The sequence below is a fragment of the Mycolicibacterium tokaiense genome (assembly GCF_010725885.1).
Classification (GTDB): Bacteria; Actinomycetota; Actinomycetes; order Mycobacteriales; family Mycobacteriaceae; genus Mycobacterium; species Mycobacterium tokaiense.
This window is the reverse complement of record NZ_AP022600.1, coordinates 70,318-95,012: the sequence shown is the minus strand read 5'-3', so window position 1 is coordinate 95,012 and position 24,695 is coordinate 70,318. Positions and strand designations below refer to the sequence as shown.

Below are 24,695 nucleotides of genomic sequence, written 5' to 3'. Positions count from 1 at the left end.
GTCGGGTCCGTCATATGCGGGGCTAACGGGCGCTGTCTATGATGGTGATGCCGCCCAGTGACGGTCGAAAATTTCTTGGCGAATTTCGTCGAAGGAGGGCCCGTGGACGAAACCGACGAGGCCATCGTGGCGCTGCTGGAGGTCGACGGGCGGTTGACCCACCGCGAAATTGCCCGTGCGGTCGGGCTGTCCCGATCGGCGGCCGCGGCCCGGGTGCAACGGCTGATCTCCAGCGGGCAGGTGATCATCCGTGGTGCCGTCCACCCCGCGGTTCTGGGACGCGGTGCGCTGGCTCATGTCAGCCTGGCGCTGGCGGGCCCGGCAACACCCGTGGCGCAGCACGTCGCGCAGCGCGCCGATGTGCCTTTCCTGTCCCTGACCAGCGGAACCCACGCGATGGTGGCCGAGGTCCGGGCGCCGTCGGTCCGCCACATCGACCGCAGTGTCGCCGACCTGCGCGGGCTCGACGGCGTGGTGGGCGTCGACACCCTCACCTACGTGGAGGTGGTCCGCGATGTCGTCGGGCCCGTCGGTGACGTGCGTACGGAGATCGACGGTACGGACCGGGCGTTGTTACGCGCTCTGCAGGAAGACGGGCGGGCCTCCTTCGTGAATCTGGCGACGGTGGTGGGGCTTTCCGCAGCGGGGGCGCGACGTCGTGTGTTGCGCCTGATAGACGAGCAGGTGGTGCGCATCGGGGCGGTGGTGCGGCACTCGGGCCGTGACCGTCAGGTGGCGATGGGTCTGGGCATCCGGTTGGCCGGGGCCGAGGACTCGGCGCTGGATGCGCTGGCGGCCATGCCGGCGGCCATCTTCGTGGCCCGCACGCTTGGCCGTTACGACGTTCTGGCCACCATTCGCGCCTTCTCCAACAGCCAACTCGTCGAGGCTCTGGATGCCGTCCGCGGCCTTGCGGGTGTTGGCGCCGTGGACAGTTGGGCGCACCTGGCGGTGGTCAAGGAGAGTTACGCCGCAGGATTCGAGGGACCCGAACTCGGCAATCGGCCACGCGACGACGCTGGGCGGCATACCGTTTCGAGTGATGCAGGCGGTAGCTCCCAGTGAATCCGGCCAGATGGCGGGCACTGCGGTCGACGATCAGGAGAAGCCGGGGCGCCGACTCCTCGGCAACGTCAACCGGTTCGTCGCCGGGGTGGCCTTCGCCGTTGCAATACTCACCATCTGGCAGGTGTTCCGGCCGTTGGCCCAGGGCAGCCAGTTCTATCTCATCGTCTTCCTGGCCGGCACGCTGCCGCTGATCTTCCTGGTGTACCGGTCCGGCTGGGGACGGCTGGATCCCGAGAACCGGCCCGGAGTCGTGGACTGGGTGCTGGCCGCGCTGACACTGCTGGTCTGCCTGTACCCGGTGCTACCGGTGACGGTCGGGTCCGGCGGCGGGGGGTACAACGCCTTCCTCGACCGCCAGGGACTGCAGGAGCCCACCGACATCGTGATGGGTGCGCTGCTGTTGGTGCTCATCCTGGAGGCCTGCCGGCGCACGACTGGGTGGGCGCTGCCGGTGGTGGGCGGTGCATTCCTGGCCTACGGCTACTACGGCGGGTTGCTGCCGCAGAGCTGGACCATCGCCCACGTCGGCCTCGATTTCAGCCAGATCGTCGACGCGCTGTACAACTCCGGCAGCGGCTTCTTCGGCACCCCCCTCGACGTCGCCGCCACCTACATCGTGTTGTTCACCATCTACGGCGCGGTGCTCGAACTCTCCGGGGGAGCACGGTTCTTCGTTGCGCTGTCAGTGGCCGCGTTCCGCAAGTCGCGCAGCGCAGCCGGGCGCACCACGGTGGCATCCGGCTTCCTGCTCGGCACCGTCTCCGGGTCGGGGACGGCCACGGCGGTCACCGTGGGAGCGGTGACCTGGCCGATCATGCGGCAGTCCGCCTACACCCCCGAACGTGCCGGCGGCGTGCTCGCCGCCGCCGGTGTGGGGGCGCTGCTGTCGCCGCCCACGCTGGGTGCGGCGGCGTTCATCGTCGCCGAGTACCTCGAGGTCTCGTATCTGGTGGTCCTCGGCTGGGCCACCATTCCCACCATCCTCTACTACCTGGGCATCCTGCTGGCCGTCGAGATCGACGCCCGGCGCTTCGGCATGCGCAGCACCGAAATTCAAGCCGAATCACCGTGGAAGCTGTTGGCGCGGTTCGGCTATCACTTCTCGTCGCTGATCGCAATCGTGGTGCTGCTGGCCCTCGGCTTCTCCGCCACCCGCGCCGTGGTCTACGCAACGCTGCTGGCCTTCGTGCTGTCCTTCCTGGATCCCCAGGCGCGGCTGACACCACGGCGGTTGTTCGAGGCGCTCAGCTCCGGTGTGCGCGGGGTGCTGCCGGTGGTCGCCGTGTGTGCGGCCGCCGGGGTGATCACCGCCATGACCACCAAAACCGGTCTGGGCGCCCAGTTTTCCTCGCTGTTGGTGGGCGGCGTCTCGGCGATCACCGACAACCGGACGCTGGTGCTGGCACTCACCGCGATCTTCGCCGCGGTGGCCCTGGCGCTGTTGGGGCTGGCGGTCCCGGTGACGGCGTCGTTCGTGATCGGATGGGTGATCATCGGGCCCGCGCTGTTGGCCCTCGATGTGCCCGCACCCGCAGCGGCCATGTTCGTCTTCTACTACTCGGTGCTCTCAGAAGTCACACCACCGACAGCCCTTGCCGCCGTGGGCGCTTCGGCGGTGACCGGTGGCCGCGCGTTCCCCACCATGTGGCAGGCGCTGCGCTATGCCGCCCCGGCGTTCTGTGTGCCCATCGCCTTCGTGCTGACCGACCCGGGGGAGTACCTGCTGGGTCGCGGTCCGGTGCTGGGTGTGGTGTGGGCGCTGGCAGTGGCGTGTGTGGGCATCGCCGCGCTGTCGTTCGCCGCCGGTGGCTGGGTGCTCGGGATCGGGGCTGCTCCGGTGGCCGCGCGTGTGCTGGCCGGTGTGGCTGCGGCCCTGCTTCTGTTCCTGCAACCGGTCACCATCGTGGCCGGCGCGGCGTGTCTGCTCTCGGCGGCCGCGCTCACCTTCATCCATCAAAGGAGATCGGCATGAACCGTGCGGCAACCATTTTCGGGACACTCGTGGTGCTGGTGTCCGCGTCGGCCTGTGGTGGCCGGCAGGACGCGCCCACGGCGGACTCCGGCGGGGACGTGACCTGTGAGGTCGGCGCAGACACCCGGGTCAGCATCGCCACCGGCAACGCCACCGGTGTCTATTTCTCCCTGGGCAACGCCTACGCCGAGCAGGTCTCCGACGCCACCAACGGCACGGTGAAAGCCACCGCGGCCGAAACCGGTGCGTCGGTGCAGAACATCCAGCAGCTGGTCAGCGGCACCTACCAGGTGGCCTTCTCGCTGGCCGACACCGCCGCCGACGCCGTGGAGGGCAAGGGCAGCTTCGACGGCAAGGCCGAGCCCGTGCAGGCGCTGGCCCGGATCTACCCCAATTACACCCAGGTGATCGTGCGCAACGATGCCGGTATCACCTCCATCGCGGACATGCGCGGCAAGCGGGTCTCCACCGGGTCGCCCGGTTCTGGTACCGAGGTGATCGCCAATCGCTTGCTGGAATCGGCCGGCCTGAACCCCGCTACCGACGTCTCCGCGCAGCGCCTGGACCTCACCAAGACCGTCGACGGGATGAAGGACGGGTCCATCGACGCCCTGTTCTGGTCCGGTGGCCTGCCGACCCCGGGAATCACCGACCTGTTCACCGCGTCACGCGACGACGTGTCGTTCCTCGACATCACCCCGGAGCTGCCCACGATGCAGGAGATCAGCGAGGTGTACGAGGAGGGCGTGATCCCGGCGGCCACCTACGGCCTGCCCGCCGACGCCTCCACCATCGTGGTGCCCAACCTGCTGCTGGTCCGCGACGATCTGGACGCCAACCTGGCCTGTGTCCTCACCAAGACCCTCTTCGAGCGGCAGCCGCAGCTGGCCGAGGTGGTGGGTGCGGCCAAAGGCATCCAGCTCGAGGAAGCGCGCGAGACCGACCCGGTGCCGCTGAACCGCGGCGCCGAGCTGGCGCTGGAACAGCTGGGCGGGGCGTCCTAGACGTGGTGACGGTTAGGGTGGAGCGGACCATCGCGGCACCGCCGGAACCGGTCTTCGCGTGGCTTGCGGACCCGGCCAATCTGGTGTCCGCGCCACTCATCCTCAGAGCGAGATGGGCCCCGTCGTCACCGGAGCCGGGCCTCGGTGCGCGGCGTGAGGCCATCGCGGTGGGGATGTGGCTGCGCGAGGAGATAACCACCTACGATCCCCCGCGGAGTTACTCGTATCGAATCATCCGATCGTTCCCACTGTTCGATCACGAGGATGGCACGCTCACCCTGGAGCCAACCCGCAGCGGTACCTGGGTGTGCTGGTCGACCACATACCGCCATCCGCTCTTCTTCGGTGGGAAAGCGTTGGAGGCGCTGACTTCTCGGTTGTTGCCGGGAAACTTCCGGGCGATTCTGGACAGCTGTGCCCGTGCGACCGCGGCTAGCTGAACCGCTCCCACAATTGCCCCACCACACTCCTGGGCTCAGGAGGCGTCCGGGTGGCGTACGGCCACGGGACGTTGCGCTCCGGCACGGCGGCGGCCCGGCAGTCCTTGAGCTGGGCTCGCAGATGTGCCCGCACCTCGAACAGCTCCGGATCGGTCCAGCGGTTCACGCTCTCCACGCCGTCGACGGTCAGGTCGTAGAGCTCCCACTGGTCATCCAGCGGATCAGTGCGGTAGGCGGGTCCACCCATCCCGTTGGCGGCCAGGTGCCGGACACCGGGCTCGGTCCAGGTCGCGGGATCGTCGAAACAGCGGACCAGTTTCCACAGGTGCCCCGCGCCGCCGGGTGCGTCGTCGTCACTCACCCGCACCACCAGACCCTCGAAGTTCGAGGCCACATGGGCGGGAAGCTGAATACGCAGCGGAGCAGGGGGATTGGAGGTGACGCCGAGCCCGCGGGCGCCTGCGGAGGCGCCGGTGTCGCCTTCGAGGACGTTGTCCCGCGTCAGCAGATACACGGCGCGATAGTCGTCGGGAGCCCCGCCGTCCACCACCGGCATCAGATCCCGGCCCGGCAATGGGTGCACCTCCGTGAAGGTCGCGGCCAGCTGCGCTGCGGCGGCGCCGACGTCCACGCCCGCTGCTGCCAGCAGCGTGGGAACCAGATCGACGTGCGACGTGGGCGCCGCGACCGTACGTGCTGTGGTGGGGTTGTCGCCGATGCGGGTGATCACGAACGGCACCCGGGTGGCCTCGTCGTAGAGGTTGAACCACTTCTGGTGCAGCCCACCGTGGGCGCCCAGCAGCTCACCGTGGTCCGAAGTCCGTACCAGGACCGCGTTGTCCGAGCCGCCCTCGGTGACAGCGCGACGCACCCGGTCCAGCGGGCCGTCGACCTCGGCATGCAATCGGTAGTACAGGTCGCGGTAGCGCTGCGCGTTCTTGGCGTAGGCGCGGCTGATCGCCGGGGCGGGGCCATAGCCGGAGTAGTACGCCTCGCGAAACGCGATCTGCGCGGCCGGTTTGGTGGCCAGATCCTCGTCGGCGGTGGGCGGAGCGGGCACCGTGGGCGGATCCAGCGGTGAGGACCCGAGCGGGTTGTTGCGCACCCAGGCGGGGAACAACACGATGTCGTGCGGGTTGACGAAGCTGGCCACCAACAGGAAGGGACGCAGCGCCGCATCGTCACCGGCGCGGCGACGCGCATACCGATCGTTCAGCCAGGCGACGATCCGGTCGGCGAACAGGCCGTCGCGGCGAATGCCGCTGTTGGACAGCGCAGCTCCATGAGGTTCCGGCCCCACCCAGCCCGAGAACCCATAGGGCGCCAGCGGGTCGGCGTCGAGGTAGCGGGCGACGGCGGCGTTGTCCACCACGCCGTCGTCGTCATTGGTGGCCAGTGGCGCGCCGGTGTCCGGGTCGGTCAGATCGGCGTGGCTGATGTGCCACTTGCCGTCGTAATGGGTGTCGTATCCGGCGGCGCGGAACCAGTTGCCCAGGGTGGGTACTTCGCCGGGGCGCAGCCAGCGCAGTCGCGAATCGTCGAAGCGCTTGCCGATCCCGTCGGTTTGCGTCACACCGTGCAGGTCTGGGTACTGACCGGTGAAGATCGTGGGGCGGCTCGGCACACACGCCAGCGACCCGGTGTAGTGCCGGGTGAAGGAAACGCCGTTGTCGTCGAACCACTTTCGGCCGGTGAGTGTGCGCTCCCGCCAGGCCAGCACCTCGGTGGCCTCGTAGGGTGGGGTCGCGCGTTCCTCGTCGGTCATGATGATGACGATGTCGGGTCGATCAGCGGGCATGGCGGTCCTCCCATAGTGATGCCAGCCCCGCGAGGAGCTGTTCGGATTGTCTGGCGGCCAGCCTGCAGACCACCCGCTCAGCCAGCTGCTGCGGGGCACGGGGGCCGATTGCGACCGTCGTGGTGAGGGTGACGACGGTGAAACCTGTTGGCAGTGCTGCCAATTCCCAGCTGTTACGAAGGCCGGCGATGATCCGCGGGAGACCCTCGATGTCGTAGGCCAAGGTGGTGGGCGCATCGATGGCCACCACCTTCTCGATGACGGTGATGCGGCCCATCTGAACGCGCCGGGCCTGGTCCGGCGGCTGGGCGTCGGCGTGGAGCAGGCTGGAGTGATCCACCAGGGGTGCCCAGCTGCTGATGGCGCCGAAGTCGGCCAGCACATCCCAGATCGCCTGCTGGCCGGCCGCGACCACGCGGCTGCGGCTGATGTCTGCCACCTGCGTATTGAACACCACCAGCGGCCGGTCCACCAGGGACGTCAGATCATCTCGTCCTTGGTCAGCCGCCGCATCACGAACCACCCGAGGAACACCGGCAGCCAGCACGTCAGCACCCGGTACAGCAGCACCGACGGAACAGCCACCGCGGCCGGCACACCGAAGGCGGCCAGTCCGCCGATCAGTGCGGCTTCCACGGCGCCGACGCCACCGGGGGTGGGTGCTGCCGATGCCAGCGTGCCGCCGACCATCGTCACCACGGTCACCGTCACGAAGGTGGCGTCACCGCTGAAGGCGGCCACGCTGGCCCACAGTGCCAGTGCCTGCCCCAGTGTGGTTGTCGCGCAACCGAGGACGATGATCAGCAGGCGCTTGGGTTCACGGGAGAGTTCCTTGAGGTCACGCAGGACCTCGGCCAGCCGCGGTCGCACATCGTTCTTGAGCCAGCGGCGCAGTTTCGGCACGAACATGAACACCCCGACCATGCCGAGCACCACGCCGGCGATCAGGTACAGCACCGCGGCGTCGGGCACGAATTTCGCCAGGTCGGCGGGGACGGCGGCAGCCAGGCTGAACGCCACCAACAGCGTGACGTGGGTGATCACCTGCACGGTCTGTTGCAGCGCCACCGCGGTGGTGGCACGCAGGGCGCCGAGACCGCCCTTCTGCAGAAAGCGTGTGGACAGCGCGAGCCCGCCCACCCCGGCCGGGGTGGTGGTGGCTGCGAAGGTGTTCGCGATCTGCATCAGCGTCAGCTTCCAGAACCCCACCAGCCCCGCCGCGCAGGCCCACAATGCCGCCGCCGCACCGAGGTAGCGCAGCGACGAGATCAGCAGTCCCACCAGCGCCCACCACCAGACGGCCCTGCTCAGCTCGTCGAAGAACGCAGGCACGGTGCTGATGAAGGGATAGGCGACATACACCAGCGCCACCAGAAGGATCATCTGGATCAGCTGGTTGCGGTTGAACCGGGTGATGGTCTCCTTCTGGATCTGATCGGCGCCGGTGCGGCGCATCACCTCGTCGCGGGCCGTGGTCAGCACGGTCTTGGCGTCGGGGATCTCCTTGACCAGTTGGGTCGGCATGGCCGCCTTGGTGAGGCGGCCGGACGCCGCGAGTACGGCGTCGGGGCCGAAGGCCTCGATGGCGGCCGCGACCGCGGGCTCGGCGCCGCGCAGATGCACGGTGGTCGCCAGGAGTTGGGCGATGTCGGCCTGCAGGTGGACGTCGGAGGCGCCGAACTCGGAGCTGTCGAACCCGCCGAACAGCGTGATGCCGTCGTCGATGGTCAACTGCCCGGCACGCAGGTCACCGTGGGCGATCTGGCGCTGGTGCAGGCGCCGCAGCGACCGCCACACGCTGGCGATGGTCTCCGGATTGGTGCACTCGGCGATCGGCGTGCCGCGCGCCGGGGTGTGCGCATACAGCGTCCAGCCCCGGTCCAGATCCGCGACCAGCACCGTGGTGGTGTTCGCGACGCCGACGTCCGCGATCGCGATACCCATCAGTGCGCGGTGCTCCACCGCGCGGCGCTGCGAGGCGTGCAGCGGCGCGGTCTCCCGTTTGCGCAGCCGCGCCCACCGCCAGAACTGGCGTAACGCACCGCCGCTGCGCTGGTTCGGACCGTAGAGTTCGACGACGGTCGGCTCCTCGGGGCCGACGGCCGAGAGCACCAGCGGCCCGGCGCCGGCCGGTCGCAGCACCGTCAATCCGGTGACCGGGAAGCCCCGGCGGGCCAGCGCCCGGACCGCCCCGTCGAGCGGCACCTCCAGCGCCGGGGTGCCCACCACCAGGATGGTCAACGCACCGACGAACCAGCCGACGGACAGCCCGAGCAGGGAGCGGGCCGGCACCACGGCGCTGACCACCAGGTGGATCGGGACGAAAGCCAGCAGCAGCGCCCACCACCAGCGTCGCCACCGGGCGGGCAGCCACGGACCGGAGACGGTGAGCACGGCGGCCAGCATCGCGATCCAGCGTGGATCGTCGAGGAACTGCGAGAGCAGGGTGTCCAGCCGGTCGGAGAGGTCGAAGTGCCAGCGCGGTGCCGCGATGCCGTTGCCGGTGATGGACAGGGACAGCAGTGCCACCACGCCGGCGGCGGCGTAGGCGCCCAGCAGCTTCCACTGCCGGCGCAGGATCAATCCGATCAGGATGGCGAAGGGCAGGGCCAGGATGGCCACGCCGTAGGCCAGGTACACCAGGTTGGACTGCGTGGGCGTCAGCACGCCGATGATCTCGGAGATGGACCGCTCGAGCGCTTCCCATTCATTGCGGGTGATCAACGAGCTGGTGATCACGAAGATCAGGAACGCAGTGGCGAAGCCGAACCGGATGATGTCGTTGGTGCGTCGGGTCAGAGGTAGCAGCAAGCTGCCCGAAACGGCGATCTCCCGCCCGTCAACCCGCATAGTGCCCGGATTCTCTCAGATCGGGAAAGGCTGGCCTAGGAGGCACCCGGTGGTTCGGTCAGGCGAGCAGCGAGCGAGCTGCTGCGCGTTGCAGCTTGCCCGACGGAGTCTTGGGTATCGTCCCGGGTCCGAGCACCACGACACTGCGGGGTCGGACATTGGTCTCGACGAACACCTCGTGGGCCACTCCGAGTTGGATGTCCCGTACCGCCGCGGCGTCCTCGTGGGCACCTGCCTCGACCACCACGGCGAACGTCTCCCGGTGTTCGGATTCGATCCGCACGGCCACGGCGCAGCCGGCCCGCACTCCGCAGACTCGTCCGGCGGCGCGTTCGATGTCCGAGGGGAAGATGTTGCGCCCGCCCATGATGATGATGTCCTTCACGCGACCGCAGACCACCAGCCGGTCGTTTTCGGTGAGGTAGCCCAGGTCGCCGGTGTCGAACCAGCCGAGCGCGTCCTGGGTCGGTACGAACCCCGCGACGGTGCGGTACCCGCGGCTGACCGACGCCCCCCTGACCTGGATCACACCCACCCCACGACGCGGGAGCAGGTTGACGTCCTGATCCACGATGCGCGCCTCGAGACCGGGCAGTGTGGGACCCAGGCATGCGAGCCGTCGGCTGCGGCCATGCCGGTTGGGTACCGCTCTTCCCAGCGCAGCGAGAATGTCGGCGTCCACCTCGTCGACCTCGAGACCGCCCCCGCACTCCGAGAACGAGATGGCCACGGTGGTCTCGGCCATGCCGTAGGCAGGCAGGATGGCCTGCGGTTGCAGGCCGAATCGGGCGCTGGCATCGCAGAAGTCCTCGACGTCATCGGGATCCACCTGCTCGGCCCCGGACAGGGCCCAGCGCAGCGACGACAGATCGAATGCCCCGGAATCGGGTTGTCGACGCAACCGTTTGGCCAGCAACGCATAGGCGAAGTTCGGTGCGGCGGTCATGGTGCCGCGGTATTTGTCGATCAGCCGGGCCCACAGCAGGATGTCGCCCAGGAAATCCATGGGTGTCACCTTGACCAGCTCGGCGCCGAAGTACATGGGCACCACCAGAAAGCCTGTCATGCCCATGTCGTGGAACAGCGGCAACCAGCTGACGATGACGTCGGTGTCCAGGTCATATCGAGCTCCGACAAACATGGCTTCGGCGTTGGATTCGAGATTGCCGTGGGTGATCGTGACGGCCTTGGGCGGACCGGTGGACCCCGAGGTCAGCTGCATCATCGCGATGTCCTCGTCCCCGGTGCCGACGATGTCGGTCGGGGCTGACTCGAGAAGGTCGGCCACGGTGGCCACGGCGAGACCCAGGGCACTGAGCACCGGTGCAGCGGCCAGGAACGGGTCGGAGACCACCACCACCCGCGCCCCGATCACATCGATCACCGCGGCGGTGTCCTGCGCCCAGCGCACGAGATCGGTTCGCGGGGTGGGTTGGTGGAGCATGGTCAGGCTCGCCCCGCGCATCCAGATCCCTTGTGCGGTGGGCGCGATCTCCGCGGGCGCACCGGCCAGCACCGCCACGGCGTCACCGTGTCCGACACCGGCGTGGGCCAGCCCGCCCGAGATGCGGCGGGCGCGGGCATGGACCTCATCCCAGGTTCTGCGCACCGGAGCAGCCGGCTCGCCTGTCACCATGCCCCGCGATGAGGTGGCATTGGCGAACATCGTGTCCGTGAATCGGCTCATGACGGCTCCACCACCTGGCTCAGCCGTAGTAGATCGCGAATCACGGTGACTGTCAACGGATGTGCGGCGGCAGCGACCTGATCGAGGACCCGCTGCGCGGTCGACCTCGCGGCCCCCGACGGCACCACGAACAGGACGGCGTCGCGGGCGTGGGTGCCTTTGAGATAGATGGTCTCGCGTGCGACCAACCGGTACGGATCGACAGTGATGGATGTCGAGCCGCGCACGATGCGGGCGGGCGCGGGGCGCCACACCCTGCGGTCGTAGATCACCCGGCCGACCGGCCCGATCCACGCTCCGATCACCGCGATGAGGTCGGGTAGTTCAGCGGTGAGATCGGGTGTGGACGGCCACCAGGCACCATCAACACCGCCGACACCGGCTGCGCGGTCGCATACTGCCAACCGCGCCACGTCCACGTCGTCCGTCAGCGTGATACACGCTCCCGCCGGTAGCTGGCTAATCGCAAACGGCGCCAGGACACCGGCGCGCGGAAAGCCCGCGATGTCTCACCCTAGCAGGCATGCTCCGCGATGGCCGTGCATCACGGTGCCGAATCCGGTTGCATTCGGCCGCAATTGCTTTACCGTGCGCATTAGGCTGGCGACGTGACAGCACACTGGTCGCCGAGCCGGCTCGGCACTCTCACAGGGCATCGCATCATCGTCACCGGCGCCACCAACGGCGTGGGTCTGGCGACGGCCAGGACGCTGGCCGGCGCCGGTGCGCACGTCATCCTGGCCGTGCGCAACACCGAACTCGGCGCGCAGCGGGCCGCGGAGATCGGGGGCTCCACCGAGGTGCTGCGGCTCGATGTCGCCGATCTGACGTCGGTGCGGGCCTTCGCCGATGCACTCGACGGTGACGTCGACGTGCTGATCAACAACGCCGGTGGGCTGACCCAGCACCGCAGCGAGACCGCCGAGGGTTTCGAGACGACGTTGGCGACCAACCTGCTGGGGCCGTTCGCGCTGACGAACCTGCTGCTGCCGCGGATCCGGCGCCAGGTCGTCACGGTGGCCTCCGAAGCGCACAAGCGGGCGACGCTGCGACTCGACGACATGCATCTTCGGACCTCGAAGTGGACGGTGATGGGCGCGTATTCGCGGTCGAAACTGGGCACCATGCTGTGGGGGCTGGAACTGGACCGGCGCCTGCGCGCCGCGGGCTCGCCGGTGCACAGTCAACTGACCGACCCGGGGTGGGTGTCGTCGAACATCTCCAACGTGTCCGATACCCCGGGGATGGCGCTGCTGCACCGCGGCATCAAGGCGGTGGGGGACAAGCTGGCCAACGACATCGACCAGGGCGCGGCTCCCACGTTGTACTGCCTCAGTGAGCCGATCCCGCCGGGCAGCTATGTCGGCGTGGACGGTGTGATGGGGCTGCGCGGCGGGCCCGTCCTGGTGGGCCGGTCCGCGGCGGCCTGCGATTACGACAGCGCTGCCCAGGTGGTGGCGTTCGCGGAAAAGGAAACCGGCACAAGCATTCCGGTGTGAGTCAGCGGCCGGGTCCCATGACCCAGCGGATGCCACCGACCAGCAGGCGGCCGGACCAACGGATGCCGGTGGCCTCGGTGAGTGGCAGGTAGGGCAGGCGCAGCGGGAGGCGGGCCCACGGCGGCAGCATCGCCACGGCGGTCGCCGACAGGGCGGCGTACGGCGCCCGGGCCACCAGCGGCAGCGGTGGGGTCAGCAGCAGGAAGCGGGCGGCGTCGCGCGCTTCGGGCGTACCGCGCAACTCGGGTCGGAACGCTGTGATGCGTTGCGCCAGTTGCTTTTCAGTGGTCGGTGGGTCCACCACGCCGAGGGCGGCGGCGATCCGGGCGGTGTCGGCCACGTAGTCGTCGCGGCCCTGTTGGTCCAGCGGGCGGGCGCCGTAGCGTTGGTGGGCGGTGAGGAAACTGTCCACCTCGGCGATGTGCACCCACTCGAGCAGGTGGGGATCCGAGGCGGAATACGGTGTCCCGTCGGATGTCAGGCCGTGCACCCGACGGTGGATGCCACGCACGGCATCAACCGCGCGCTGTGCGTCCGTGGCCGGGCCGAAGGTGGTGACGGCCAGGAAGGTGCTGGTGCGTTGCAGTCGGCCCCAGGGGTCGCCGCGGTAGTCCGAATGCCCCGCCACCCCGGCCATGGCCAGCGGATGCAGCGATTGCAGGAGCAGTGCGCGCAATCCGCCGACGAACATCGAGGCGTCGCTGTGGACGCGGCGGATGGGTCGGTCCTCGGCAAACCAGCGTGGGCCGGGCGTCTCGTGGATCCGCGCGCGGTTGGCGGGGCCGTCCGGGCCGGCGACCAGGCCGAAGAGTCCGCGGCCGACGCTCTCGCGAACACCATTCACAGTGACCATCACCCCTGTCTACCACCGCCGGGCAGACATGAACTCGGACGCTTCGGCGCCCATGCACCCCGAGTTCGCGTCTGCTCGGCAAAATCCTGGAGCCCTTGACCGAACCACAGGCGGCGTTCTACTGTGACCGTACTCACCAGATTGAAACGTTTCAATCAACGACAGGGAGCACTCCGTGACCGAAGCGCCGCGCACCATGCAGCGGGTGTGTTTTCTGCTGCATCTGCGACCCGACCGGGTCGACGACTACCTGGCAGCACACGACCACGTCTGGCCCGAGATGCTCGATGCCCTGCGCGACGCCGGCTGGCACAACTACTCGCTGTTCGTCCGTCCGGAGGACGGGTTGGTGGTCGGGTACCTGGAGACGCCGGACTTCGACGCCGCGCAGCGGGCCATGGCCGCCACCGACGTCAACGCCCGCTGGCAGGCCGGCATGGCGGAGTACTTCGCCGACGCCGCCGCACCCGATCGCGCCATGCAACCGCTGCAGCACTACTTCCACCTCGCCTGACACCCGAAGGAAACCCATGAAAATCGGAGCACGCTCCACGACGGGCTGGCGGGCCACCATCGCCGTGGCCATGTCGAACTACATCGAGGCCGGCTCGATCATCGCCATCGCCACCAGCCTGGCCTTCTGGCAGGCCGAGTTCGGCATCAGCAACTTCGCCGTCGGTCTGTTGGCAGCATTGAGCGCCAACGCTTTCGGTGCGGCCATCGGGGCCATTCTGGGCGGGCCGCTGTGTGACCGCTTCGGCCGCAAGGCGATCTACACCTACGACCTGCTGGTGTACATGGCCGGTGTGCTGCTGGCCGCGTTCGCGATGAATTTCATCATGCTGCTGGTGGCCTTCATCGTCACCGGCATCGCCGTCGGCGCCGGGGTGCCCGCCTCGTGGACCTACATCGCCGAGCAGGCGCCCTCGGTCGAGCGTGCGAAACACGTCGGCACCGCCCAGCTGGCCTGGTCGGTGGGGCCGCTGATCGGCTTCGCCCTGGCCGCCGCGCTGGCACCGCTGGGTCTGCTGGGTTCGCGGTTGATCTTCGGTCACCTGTTCGTGGTCGCGGCCGTCGTCTGGTGGGTGCGCCAGGGGCTCGAGGAGTCGCGGATCTGGACGGCCGAAGGTGAGCGCACCGAGGTCTCGGCCACCCTGGGCGCGCGCGGTCTGCGGGGTCTGTTCTCCCGCAAGGTCAACATCACCGCGCTGCTGTTCCTCGGCGGTATCTACCTGTTCTGGAACACCGTCGCGGGCCAGGCCGGCATCTTCATGCCCCGGGTGTACGACACCGCGGGCGTGCACAGCCCGGTGGCACAGAACCTGCTGCAGGTGCTGGTGTGGGGCTGCACCGTGTTGGCCACCTACTTCGGCTTCATGCGCTACGGCGACCGGGTGTCGCAGAAGAAGCTCTACGTCGGCGGCGCCGCGCTGGGCATCCTGGGCTGGATCGTGCTGGTGGCCTTCACCGACGGCGGTGTCCCCACCATGTTGCTGTTCGCCGTGCTGTGGGGCGTCTCGGCGGGTATCGGGTGCCAGGCCTTCTACAGCCTGTGGACCAGCGAGTTGTTCGCCACCCCGTATCGAGCCAGCGCCCAGGGCGTGATGTTCTTCGCCGTGCGCACCGCCACCGGCCTGCTGAGCTACTTCTTCCCGACACTGCTGGCCGCCACCGGCCTGACCGCTGTCGGCGTCCTGCTGATCGGTTTGCTCACGGTAGCCTTGATCATCGGTGCGGTGTGGGCGCCCGACACGCAGGGAAAGACACTGCAGCAGATCGAAATCGAGCGGTATGGCGAGCCAGTCGTCACCGATCAGCAGGGAAAGGCGGTGGTCTGAGTGGCCAAGCAGGACTTCAGGACAGCGGCGTTCGACAACCTGGCGATCGAGCTCCCGTCCTGGGCATTCGGGAACTCCGGAACGCGGTTCAAGGTGTTCGGCACGCCGGGCACACCGCGCACCATTGAGGAGAAGATTGCCGACGCCGCCACCGTGCACCGCTTCACCGGACTGGCACCCGTTGTGGCGCTGCACATTCCGTGGGACAAGGTGGACGACTACGCCGAGCTGGGCGCCTACGCCGAAGAGCAGGGCGTGCGGCTGGGCACCGTCAACTCGAACACCTTCCAGGACGACGAGTACAAGTTCGGCAGCCTCACCCACACCGACAAGTCGGTGCGGCAGAAGGCCGTCGACCACCACCTGGCCTGCATCGAGATCATGGACCAGACCGGCTCGCGGGACCTGAAGATCTGGCTCGCCGACGGCACCAACTACCCCGGCCAGGGTGACATCCGCGGGCGCCAGGACCGGTTGGCGGAGTCGCTGGCCACCATCTACCAGCACATCGGCGAGAACCAGCGAATGGTGTTGGAGTACAAGTTCTTCGAGCCGGCCATGTACATGACCGACGTCCCGGACTGGGGCACCTCCTACGCCCAGGTCAGTGCCCTCGGTGAGCGGGCCAAGGTGTGCCTGGACACCGGGCACCACGCGCCCGGAACCAACATCGAGTTCATCGTCGCGCAACTGTTGCGGCTGGGGAAGCTGGGGTCCTTCGACTTCAACTCCCGCTTCTACGCCGACGACGACCTGATCGTCGGCGCGGCCGATCCCTTCCAGCTGTTCCGCATCATGTTCGAGGTGATCCGCGGCGGCGGCCTGGAACCCGGCTCCGACCTGGCGCTGATGCTCGACCAGTGCCACAACGTCGAAGCCAAGATCCCCGGCCAGATCCGCTCGGTGCTCAACGTCCAGGAGATGACGGCGCGCGCGCTGCTGGTCGACACCGATGCACTGACCGCGGCCCAGGAGGCCGGCGACGTGCTGGGCGCCAACGGCCTGATCATGGACGCCTTCTACACCGACGTGCGGCCGGCGCTGGCGCAGTGGCGTGCCGAGCGCGGGCTGCCCGAAGACCCGATGCGCGCCTTTGCCGACTCCGGCTACCAGAACACCATCAACGCCGACCGCGTCGGCGGAACCCAATCCTCGTGGGGAGCCTAGGACACATGAGTACCGTGCAGGATCTGATCGCCCGCTCCAACCGGCTGGGCGCCGACCCCAAGAACACCAACTACGCCGGCGGCAACACCTCGGCCAAGGGCACCGAGACCGATCCGGTCACCGGTGAGCCCGTGGAGCTCCTCTGGGTCAAGGGCTCCGGCGGTGATCTCGGCACCCTGACCGAGAAGGGCCTGGCGGTGCTGCGCCTGGACCGCATGCGTGCGCTGGTCGACGTCTACCCGGGCGTGGAGCGCGAGGACGAAATGGTGGCGGCCTTCGACTACTGCCTGCACGGCAAGGGGGGAGCGGCCCCGTCCATCGACACCGCCATGCACGGACTTGTCGACGCCGCCCACGTCGATCACCTGCACCCGGACTCGGGCATCGCGCTGGCCACCGCCGCCGACGGCGAGGCACTGACCAAGCAGATCTTCGGCGACCGCGTGGTGTGGGTGCCCTGGCGCCGACCGGGTTTCCAACTGGGACTGGACATCTCGGACATCAAGAAGCGCAACCCGCAGGCCATCGGCACCATCCTGGGTGGCCACGGCATCACGGCCTGGGGGGAGACCTCCGAGCAGGCCGAGGCGCACTCGCTCGAGATCATCGAGACCGCGCAGCGCTACATCGAGAACAACGGCCGGCCGCAGCCGTTCGGCGCCGTCCTGGAGGGCTACGGCGCGCTGCCCGACGACCAGCGCCGCACCAAGGCCGCCGAGCTCGCCCCCTTCATCCGCGGGCTGGCGTCGGTCGACAAGGCGCAGGTCGGGCACTTCAACGACGACCCGCGGGTGCTCGAATTCCTGGCCGGCAGTGAACATCCGCGTCTGGCGGCATTGGGGACCAGCTGCCCGGATCACTTCCTGCGGACCAAGGTCAAGCCCATGGTGCTCGACCTGCCCGCCGATGCCCCCGTCGACCAGTGCCGTGAACGCCTCGAGGCGTTGCACCAGGAGTACCGCGCCGACTACCAGGCCTACTACGACCGGCACGCCGACGCCGACAGCCCGGCCATCCGCGGCGCCGATCCCGCGATCGTCCTGATCCCCGGCGTCGGCATGTTCAGTTACGGCAAGGACAAACAGACCGCGCGGGTGGCCGGTGAGTTCTACCTCAACGCCATCAATGTGATGCGCGGTGCCGAGGCCATCTCCACCTACGCCCCGATCGACGAGTCCGAGAAGTTCCGCATCGAGTACTGGGCGCTGGAAGAGGCCAAGCTGGCCCGGATGCCCAAGCCCAAGCCGCTGGCCACCCGCATCGCGCTGGTGACCGGCGCCGCCTCGGGCATCGGCAAGGCCATCGCCACCCGGCTGGCCGCCGAGGGTGCGTGTGTGGTGATCGCCGATCTGAACGCCGAGAAGGCCCAGGCCGCAGCCGAAGAGATAGGCAACACCGACGTGGCCGTCGGGATCGCGGCCGACGTCACCGACGAGGACGCCGTACAGGCCGCCGTCGATGCGACGGTGCTGGCCTTCGGCGGCATCGACATCGTGGTCAACAACGCCGGCCTGTCGCTGTCGAAGTCGCTGCTGGAAACTACCGCGGCGGACTGGGACCTGCAGCACAACGTGATGGCCCGCGGCTCGTTCCTGGTCTCCAAGGCGGCCGCCAAAGCGCTGATCGAGCAGAAGCTGGGCGGCGACATCATCTACATCTCGAGCAAGAACTCGGTGTTCGCGGGGCCGAACAACATCGCCTACTCGGCCACCAAAGCCGATCAGGCGCACCAGGTTCGGCTGCTCGCGGCCGAACTGGGCGAGCACGGCGTCAAGGTCAACGGCATCAACCCCGACGGTGTGGTCCGCGGCAGCGGCATCTTCGCCGGCGGCTGGGGCGCCAAGCGGGCCGCCGTCTACGGTGTGCCGGAGGAGGAGCTGGGCAAGTACTACGCGCAGCGCACCCTGCTCAAACGGGAGGTGCTGCCGGAGAACATCGCCGCCGCGGCCTTTGCGCTGTGCACCTCGGACTTCTCGCACACCACCGGGCTGCACGTGCCCGTCGACGCGGGTGTGGCGGCCGCCTTCCTGCGATGAGCGGCGCGGTCGCGGCGGTCGACCTGGGCGCCACCAGCGGCCGGGTGATGCTCGCCGAGGTGGGCCCCGACCGGCTCGAGATGCGTGCGGTGGCGCGGTTCGCCAACGACCCGGTGGCGATGTGGAACGGCCGCCGCGAGGCGCTGCACTGGGACATCGCCGGGCTGTACCGCAATGTGTGTGACGGTCTGGCGGCCGCCGCCCACGACGCGCCGGACCTCGCCGCGGTCGGTGTCTGCTCCTGGGCGGTGGACTACGGGCTGCTGCGCGACGGCCGGTTGCTGGCCACCCCGCACCACTACCGCGATGAGCGCACCGCCCATGGGGTGGACCTGGTGCATGCCGAACTGAATGCCGGAGAGCTTTACCGGCGCAACGGGATCCAGTTCCTGCCGTTCAACACCGTCTACCAGCTGGCCGCCGAGAAAGCCGAGGGGCTGTTGGAGCTGGCGGACAGCATGCTGCTGGTGCCGGATCTGATCAACTACTGGCTCACCGGCGTCCGGTCCGCTGAACGCACCAACGCCTCCACCACGGCACTGTTGGGGCTCGACGGCCGCTGGGACACCGAATTGCTGCGCCGCCTGGGCCTGCCGACGGCACTGCTTCCGGAGCTGGTCGACGCCGGCAGCATCCGCGGGCCCGTGCTGCCCGAGGTGCGCGCCCGACTGGGGCTGCCCAGCGGGCTCGACGTGGTGTCGGTGGGTTCCCACGACACCGCCTCCGCGGTGGCCGCCATCCCGATGCGGTCACAGCGGGCCGCCTACATCTCCTGCGGGACGTGGGGGCTGGTGGGCGTCGAACTCGGTGCACCGGTGGTCACGGACGCCGCATGCGCAGCCAACTTCACCAACGAAGTGGGAGTCGACGGCCGGATCCGGTTCCTGCACAACGTGATGGGCATGTGGCTGCTCAGCGAGACCATGCGCCAGTTCGAGCGCGACGGCGGCACAGCAGAGTTGGGTCCGCTTCTGGCGCAGGCTGCCGAGATGCCGCCGCCGGCAGACGTTTTCGACACCGATGACGCCCGTTTCCTGCCGCCCGGTGACATGCCCACGCGGATCGCGGGCTGGTACACCGAGCGTGGTCTGCCCGCACCGGACGGCCCGGCGGCGCTGGTGCGCGCCATCATGGAGAGTCTGGCGGCCGCATTCGCCGCTGCCGTGCGCACGGCAGCGGATCTGACCGGCGTCGACGTGGCCGAGGTGCACATCGTCGGCGGCGGGTCGCAGAACGAATTACTGTGCCAGCTGACCGCCGACCGGCTGGGCCTGCCGCTGCTGGCCGGGCCGGTGGAGGCGACCGCACTGGGCAACGTGCTGCTCAGTGCCAGGGCGCGTGGCCTGCTCTCCGGGGACCTCGAGACCTTGCGCGCGCTGGTCTCCGCGCGGTTCCCGATGCGCCGCTACGAGCCGCGAGGTGCGGCCGTTCGCTAGATCATCTGGTGTGATGGTCAGGTGGTGAGCATGCGTGAGGTGGCGGCGGCGGCCTCGGTGTCCATCGGGACCGTTTCCAATGTCCTCAACGCGCCCAGCAAGGTGGCCCCCGCCACGGTGGCCCGCGTGCAGGCGGCCATCGACGAGCTCGGATTCGTCCGCAACGACGTCGCCCGCCAGTTGCGCGCCGGCCGTTCCCGCAGCGTGGGGCTGGTGGTGCTGGATGTCGGCAACCCGTTCTTCACCGACATCGCCCGCGCCGCCGAGGGCCGGGCCGCCGAACTGGACCTGACCATCCTGCTGGGTACCTCTGACGACGATCCGCGCCGCGAGCGCACCTACATCGACACCTTCGACGAGCAACGGGTGTTCGGTCTGCTCGTCTCGCCGATCGGCGACGACCTGACCCGCCTGACCGCCCTTCAGCGCCGGGGGACCCCGGTGGTGCTGGTGGACCGAGACGGCAGCGGCACCGACTTCGACTCGGTGGCGGTCGACGACATCGCCGGTGCTCGGATGGCGGTGGAACACCTCGGCGCCATCGGCCGCCGTCGTATCGCCTTTGTGGGCGGGCCCGCGAGCCTACGGCAGGTGCGTGACCGTCGCGCCGGCGCCCGGCAGGCGGTCGACACCATCGCGGGCGCGCAGTTCGAAGCGATCGACACCCCGGCCCTGACAGTGTTGGCGGGACGTTCCGTGGGCGAGCAGATCCGCGACCGGCCCGCCGCGCAGCGCCCCGACGCGGTGTTCTGCGCCAACGACCTGCTGGCCATCGGCGTGCTGCAGGCCCTCACCCTGATCGGAGGCCTGCGGGTACCCGAGGACATCGCGCTGATCGGCTACGACGACATCGACTTCGCGAGTTCGGCAGTGGTGCCGCTGAGCTCCATCCGCCAGCCCACCGCCCGGATCGGGGCCACCGCGGTGGACCTGTTGCTCGGTGCCGCCGAGAAGTCCACCGAACACCGACCCGAGCATGTGGTGTTCCAGCCTCAGCTGGTGGTGCGGGCCTCTACTGCGGGTTCTGCGCAGTGACGGCTGCGAAGCTCTTTGCTCCGGCCCGATCCACAGCGGCACGTACCACCGCGAACACCAGACCCTGCAACGCCGCCGCCACCAGTACCGACCGGGTGGACTTCTCGAGGTCCTTCGGGTCTGGCGGCGGCTCCTGGCTGTCATCGATCCGCTTCCAGATCTGAGCGAAGACCGCGCTGGCCAGTAGCCCGCCGCCCACGCTCGCGGCCAGTGCCAGTGGCTTGTACAGCATCTTCGACGAGCTGGACATCGTTGTTCTCCTCGGTGGTTCGGTCAGTCGGCAGGGGCGTCGTTGTCGGTGAGTTTGGACCCGGTTGTCTGGAAGATGATCCGGCGGGCGATCTCCACCGCGTGGTCGGCGAACCGCTCGTAGAACCGGCCCAACAGCACCATGTCCACGGCCGCTCCCACGCCGTGCCGCCAGTCGCCCCCCAGCACCATGGTGAACAGGTGACGGTGTAACCCGTCCATGGTCTGGTCGTCGTCGAGGATCTGTTTGGCCAGATCCACGTCGCCGGAGAGCACCACTTCCTGTGCGCCACGGGCCAACGCCACCGCCACCTCGCCCATCTCGGCGAAGTAACCGTCGACCTCCTCGGGCAACACCCGAGCCGGATGACGGCGTCGGACGATGCGCGCGACATGGGCGGACAGCCCACCCATCCGGTCGGCATCCGCGGCGGTCTGCAGCGCGCCGACCACCGCGCGCAGATCCGCGGCCACCGGCGCCTGAAGCGCCAGCAACTGGAAGGCGTCGTGCTCCACCTGGTTCTTGCGCGCGGTGAGCTGATCCAGGTTGCCGATCACCACCTCCGCGGCCTCGAGGTCCGCCTGCAGCAGGGAATGGGTGGCACGCTCGATCTCGTCGCCGGCCTGCCCGCACATGCGGGCCAGGTCGGCGGCCAGACCGTCAAGTCGCTGGTGGAATTCGGTGCGCATCGTCTCTCGCGTCCACGATCAATCGTTGAGGCCGTCAATACCCGGTACGCCCATGATTAAACGCTGTCCACCGATGTCCGTGTCTCACCGGTGGACCGGTGGCGCGTGTTGCGCAACCAGCTTTCCGCCGGCTTCGTAGTCTTCGTCGGCCTGGTAGGTGAGCACACCCACCGTGATCCCCGCGTCGTCGGTGTACCAGACCGTGAAACCGCCACCGTGTTCCACCAGTGCAGCGTCGGCGAATCCGTCACCCCAGGCCTGGTACTTCACGTCCGCGTCGCCGATCGATGTCCAGAACCCCGGCACCGCATCCCAGCGACCGTCGCCGCCGGCGGCCACCGTGCCTGCGATACGGCCTTGATCCTCGGCGTCCTGCCAGTGTTCGACGGCCAGGTGGCGGTTGGCGGTGTCGTTGAACGCCAATGCCACGTCGCCGGCGGCGTACACGTCGGGCGCCGAGGTTCGCATGTCACTGCCGACCACGATGCGGGAGTCCCGAACGTCCAGACCGGCCGCCTCCGCCAGATCGCTGTGCGGGGATACACCCGTGGCGGCGAGTACCAGATCGGCGGTCAGCTGGGTCCCGTCTTCCAGTGTGACCGAGCCGGAATGTACCGCCGCCACCTTCGCGTCGGACAGGTATCGCACCCCGGCGCGCTCCACCAACGCACGCAGCCGGGCCCCGGCGTCGGAGCCGAGTCGCTTGACCTGGGGGGCCGGATCGGGTGCCACCAGTGTGACCGAAATACCTTGTGCAGCAAGAGATGCCGCTGCCTCGCAGCCGATGAATCCGGCCCCGACCACCACCGCGGACCCGGCGGCCACCGCCGCATTGCGCAACCGGCGGGCATCGTCTGCCGACCGCAAGCTGTACGCCTTCTCCCCGCCGGGTACCGGCAGGGGATTCGGCCCGGCGCCGGCGGCGATGACCAGTGACCCGAAGGTGTACCGCTGGTCACCGACGGTCACAGTCTTGTCAGCCACGTCCACCGAGTCGACGCGCACGCCGGTGGTGAGCTCGATGTTGTGCTCGGAGTACCAGGACACCGGATGCAGCGCGATGTCGTCGCTGCTGCCGCGCAGGAATTCCTTGCTCAGTGGGGGACGGGCGTAGGGCGGATCGACATCGGCGGTCAGAATCCGGACAGTCGCCTCGCGACGGTGTTCCCGGAAGGCTTCGGCGGCGCCCACCCCGGCCGGGCCACTGCCGATGATCAGGAGATCGCTGTGCACAGGTGTCACACCGGCCGCAACGCGGCGAGATTCTCCACGGACCGGCGCACGTCGGATTCCAGCACCTTGGCCACCAGCGAACCCACCGGCCCGTTCAGCAGTCCGCCGGTGAGGCGGGCGACGAGGTGGAAGGTCGAGCCGGGGGAGTTGTCGGTGATCTCCATGTCCAGTGCGATCTTCACCCCGCCCCGGCCGGTGCCGCGCATCTCCAGCCGTTTGAACAGCTCGAAGCCGGTGACCTCCCAGTGAATGGTGTTGCGAAAGCCCTTGACCTTGATCAGCGACGCGACCTTGGTGCCCAACTGGACATCGGGCGGCACCTCGCTCTTCCAGCCGGCGAAGATCGTCATCCACTCACCGAACCGTTCCAGGTCGGACGCGAGCGCCCACGCCTGCTTGGGTGAGAGGTCCGACGACACCGACACGTCAACTGTGGCCATGGGAGGATCTCTACCCGTTGGCCCGCGCCGTTAACCTCCGACGGTGATCTCACCCATCGGCGCCCAGCCGTCGGCGTCGACCGACTGACTGATGATCAGCGGCGTGGCACTCAGCAGAGCGGGTGCCGACGCCACGAAGGCGGCGAAGTGTTTGCTGTTGACGTGCTCGCCGCCGGCGTCAGCGTCGCGGAATCCCTCCACCAGAACGTATTCGCCCGGGTCGTCCAGGCTGCGCGACCATTCGAAGAACAGGTTGCCCGGCTCGCTGCGGGTGGCCTCGGTGAACTCCGCCACCTTCTCGGGGAAGTTGTCCACGTATTCGGGCTTCGGTCGCCACTTGACCACGATGAAGATCACGGTGGCTCTCCTTCCTACGGGGTCAGGATGGCCCGGCCGCGGACGTTGCCCGCGTCGAGATCGTCGATGGCGGACTGGAAGTCCTCCAGAGCGTATTTCTGGGTGTGCAGGTGCACCGCGCCCCTGGCCGCCAGGGCCATCAGGTCACACAGGTCGTTGTACGAGCCCACCAGGTTCCCGATGAAGTTGATCTCGGTGCTGATGATGTCGATGGTCGGCACGTTGATGTTCTCCCCGTAGCCCACCACGTGGTAGTCACCGGCCCGGCGCAGCATGGCCACCCCTTCGGCGGTGGCACCGCCCTCACCGACGAAGTCGACCACCGTCTCGGCGCCGTGGCCACCGGTGAGCTCCAGCACCTGCTGGACCTGGCTGCCGTCGGCCACCACGCCGTGGTCGGCGCCGATCGCCTCGGCCAGTTTCAGGGCCTCCGGATTGCGGTCCACCACAATGATTTCCGCCGGTGAGAGGGCCTTGAGCACCTGAATCCCGATGTGCCCCAGGCCGCCTGCCCCGATCACCACGCAGCGGTCGCGCGGGGTCAGCCGGCGCGCGGCTTTGGCGGCGGCGTGATACGCCGTCAACCCGGCGTCGGCCAGTGCCGCGACGTCGGAGGGCTCCAGGGAATCGTCGATCTTGACCACGCTGCGGGCCGAGGTCTTCAGATACTCGGCGTACCCGCCATCGGTGTCGATACCGGGGAACGCATTGGACTCGCAGTGCACATCGTCTCCGGAGCGGCACGCCCGGCACAGGCCGCAGGTGATCAGCGGATGCACGATCACCTTGTCCCCTTCGGCGACATTGGTCACCGCAGATCCGATGGCGTGTACCCAGCCGGCGTTCTCGTGGCCGATCGTGTAGGGCAGCTGCACCTGCGACTTCTCGGCCCACTGGCCCTCGAGGATGTGTAGATCGGTGCGGCACACCCCGGCCCCGCCGATCTTGACCACCACGTCGAACGGGCCGGTGGGGGTGGGCACCGGGACTTCTGCCATCTGCAGGTTCTGGTGGTAGCCAACCACCTGGACGGCGCGCATGTC

General features: G+C 68.6%; 23 protein-coding genes. 11 read left to right on the top strand and 12 right to left on the bottom strand.

All coding sequences use genetic code 11. The annotated features are described in order from the left end of the window. Positions 1-102: 102 nt before the first annotated feature. Genes G6N58_RS00390 through G6N58_RS00375 form a run of 4 tightly spaced genes read left to right on the top strand, consistent with a single transcriptional unit; the run spans position 103 to position 4,484 of the window. A complete protein-coding gene (locus G6N58_RS00390; protein ID WP_115281921.1) occupies positions 103-1,065 on the top strand; it encodes an Lrp/AsnC family transcriptional regulator in 963 nt (320 codons plus the stop codon). Next, on the top strand, positions 1,043-3,040 hold the full coding sequence (locus G6N58_RS00385; protein ID WP_115281922.1) for a TRAP transporter permease: 1,998 nt from the start codon (positions 1,043-1,045) through the stop codon (positions 3,038-3,040). Before G6N58_RS00390 ends, G6N58_RS00385 begins: the two co-directional genes overlap by 23 nt. After that, positions 3,037-4,044: a TAXI family TRAP transporter solute-binding subunit gene (locus tag G6N58_RS00380; protein ID WP_115280194.1), complete on the top strand. Its 1,008-nt coding sequence runs from the start codon at positions 3,037-3,039 to the stop codon at positions 4,042-4,044. Before G6N58_RS00385 ends, G6N58_RS00380 begins: the two co-directional genes overlap by 4 nt. 2 nt (positions 4,045-4,046) lie before the next feature. After that, the gene (locus G6N58_RS00375; protein ID WP_115280195.1) at positions 4,047-4,484 is read left to right on the top strand and encodes an SRPBCC family protein; all 438 of its coding nucleotides are present in this window, start codon (positions 4,047-4,049) and stop codon (positions 4,482-4,484) included. Here G6N58_RS00375 and G6N58_RS00370 read toward each other — a convergent pair. From G6N58_RS00370 to G6N58_RS00350, 5 genes are read right to left on the bottom strand one after another with little or no spacing between them, the layout of a single operon-like run. Further along, positions 4,477-6,282 (bottom strand): sulfatase-like hydrolase/transferase, encoded by a 1,806-nt coding sequence (locus tag G6N58_RS00370; protein ID WP_115280196.1) that lies wholly within the window; start codon positions 6,280-6,282, stop codon positions 4,477-4,479. The two genes, G6N58_RS00375 and G6N58_RS00370, sit on opposite strands and share 8 nt — an antisense overlap. After that, on the bottom strand, positions 6,272-6,739 hold the full coding sequence (locus G6N58_RS00365) for an SRPBCC family protein (RefSeq protein ID WP_232068060.1): 468 nt from the start codon (positions 6,737-6,739) through the stop codon (positions 6,272-6,274). The genes G6N58_RS00370 and G6N58_RS00365 overlap by 11 nt, the downstream gene beginning before the upstream one ends. Before the next feature lie 23 nt (positions 6,740-6,762). After that, on the bottom strand, positions 6,763-9,132 hold the full coding sequence (locus G6N58_RS00360) for a lysylphosphatidylglycerol synthase transmembrane domain-containing protein (RefSeq protein WP_115280197.1): 2,370 nt from the start codon (positions 9,130-9,132) through the stop codon (positions 6,763-6,765). A 58-nt stretch (positions 9,133-9,190) separates the two neighbouring features. After that, positions 9,191-10,819, bottom strand: coding sequence for a fatty acyl-AMP ligase (locus tag G6N58_RS00355; RefSeq protein ID WP_115280198.1), 1,629 nt, complete (start codon positions 10,817-10,819; stop codon positions 9,191-9,193). Next, positions 10,816-11,232 (bottom strand): DUF5994 family protein, encoded by a 417-nt coding sequence (locus G6N58_RS00350; protein ID WP_147289406.1) that lies wholly within the window; start codon positions 11,230-11,232, stop codon positions 10,816-10,818. The genes G6N58_RS00355 and G6N58_RS00350 overlap by 4 nt, the downstream gene beginning before the upstream one ends. A 195-nt stretch (positions 11,233-11,427) precedes the next feature. Here G6N58_RS00350 and G6N58_RS00345 point away from each other — a divergent pair, with 195 nt between their 5' ends. Continuing rightward, entirely contained in the window at positions 11,428-12,318 is an 891-nt protein-coding gene (locus G6N58_RS00345) for an SDR family NAD(P)-dependent oxidoreductase (RefSeq protein WP_115280200.1), read from the top strand. A 1-nt stretch (position 12,319) separates the two neighbouring features. Here G6N58_RS00345 and G6N58_RS00340 read toward each other — a convergent pair whose 3' ends face one another. Next, positions 12,320-13,171, bottom strand: coding sequence for an oxygenase MpaB family protein (locus G6N58_RS00340; RefSeq protein WP_115281924.1), 852 nt, complete (start codon positions 13,169-13,171; stop codon positions 12,320-12,322). Positions 13,172-13,367: 196 nt separating this feature from the next. On the opposite strand from G6N58_RS00340, the gene G6N58_RS00335 reads away from it, so the two are divergent. The 6 genes from G6N58_RS00335 to G6N58_RS00310 are packed head-to-tail and all read left to right on the top strand — an operon-like array spanning position 13,368 to position 20,683. Continuing rightward, positions 13,368-13,685, top strand: a complete 318-nt coding sequence (locus G6N58_RS00335; RefSeq protein ID WP_115281925.1) for an L-rhamnose mutarotase — start codon at positions 13,368-13,370, stop codon at positions 13,683-13,685. Positions 13,686-13,701: 16 nt separating this feature from the next. After that, positions 13,702-15,009, top strand: a complete 1,308-nt coding sequence (locus tag G6N58_RS00330) for an MFS transporter (RefSeq protein WP_115280201.1) — start codon at positions 13,702-13,704, stop codon at positions 15,007-15,009. Continuing rightward, on the top strand, positions 15,010-16,176 hold the full coding sequence (gene rhaI / locus G6N58_RS00325) for an L-rhamnose isomerase (RefSeq protein WP_115280202.1): 1,167 nt from the start codon (positions 15,010-15,012) through the stop codon (positions 16,174-16,176). 5 nt (positions 16,177-16,181) lie between these two features. Continuing rightward, positions 16,182-18,212, top strand: coding sequence for a bifunctional aldolase/short-chain dehydrogenase (locus tag G6N58_RS00320; RefSeq protein WP_115280203.1), 2,031 nt, complete (start codon positions 16,182-16,184; stop codon positions 18,210-18,212). Then, positions 18,209-19,648 (top strand): rhamnulokinase, encoded by a 1,440-nt coding sequence (locus G6N58_RS00315; RefSeq protein ID WP_115280204.1) that lies wholly within the window; start codon positions 18,209-18,211, stop codon positions 19,646-19,648. The genes G6N58_RS00320 and G6N58_RS00315 overlap by 4 nt, the downstream gene beginning before the upstream one ends. A gap of 30 nt (positions 19,649-19,678) precedes the next feature. Then, on the top strand, positions 19,679-20,683 hold the full coding sequence (locus tag G6N58_RS00310) for a LacI family DNA-binding transcriptional regulator (protein ID WP_163907792.1): 1,005 nt from the start codon (positions 19,679-19,681) through the stop codon (positions 20,681-20,683). On the opposite strand, the gene G6N58_RS00305 is transcribed toward G6N58_RS00310, so the two are convergent. From G6N58_RS00305 to G6N58_RS00280, 6 genes are all read right to left on the bottom strand, one after another. Beyond that, on the bottom strand, positions 20,661-20,933 hold the full coding sequence (locus G6N58_RS00305; protein ID WP_115280206.1) for a DUF4235 domain-containing protein: 273 nt from the start codon (positions 20,931-20,933) through the stop codon (positions 20,661-20,663). The two genes, G6N58_RS00310 and G6N58_RS00305, sit on opposite strands and share 23 nt — an antisense overlap. A 23-nt stretch (positions 20,934-20,956) precedes the next feature. Next, positions 20,957-21,622, bottom strand: coding sequence for a phosphate signaling complex protein PhoU (phoU, locus tag G6N58_RS00300; RefSeq protein WP_115280207.1), 666 nt, complete (start codon positions 21,620-21,622; stop codon positions 20,957-20,959). 84 nt (positions 21,623-21,706) lie between these two features. Next, the gene (locus G6N58_RS00295; RefSeq protein ID WP_115280208.1) at positions 21,707-22,855 is read right to left on the bottom strand and encodes an NAD(P)/FAD-dependent oxidoreductase; all 1,149 of its coding nucleotides are present in this window, start codon (positions 22,853-22,855) and stop codon (positions 21,707-21,709) included. 5 nt (positions 22,856-22,860) lie between these two features. Then, entirely contained in the window at positions 22,861-23,295 is a 435-nt protein-coding gene (locus G6N58_RS00290; protein WP_115280209.1) for a type II toxin-antitoxin system Rv0910 family toxin, read from the bottom strand. A 30-nt stretch (positions 23,296-23,325) separates the two neighbouring features. Next, the gene (locus G6N58_RS00285; RefSeq protein WP_115280210.1) at positions 23,326-23,652 is read right to left on the bottom strand and encodes a putative quinol monooxygenase; all 327 of its coding nucleotides are present in this window, start codon (positions 23,650-23,652) and stop codon (positions 23,326-23,328) included. A 14-nt stretch (positions 23,653-23,666) separates the two neighbouring features. Next, positions 23,667-24,692, bottom strand: a complete 1,026-nt coding sequence (locus G6N58_RS00280) for an NAD(P)-dependent alcohol dehydrogenase (protein ID WP_115281926.1) — start codon at positions 24,690-24,692, stop codon at positions 23,667-23,669. Positions 24,693-24,695: the final 3 nt, after the last annotated feature.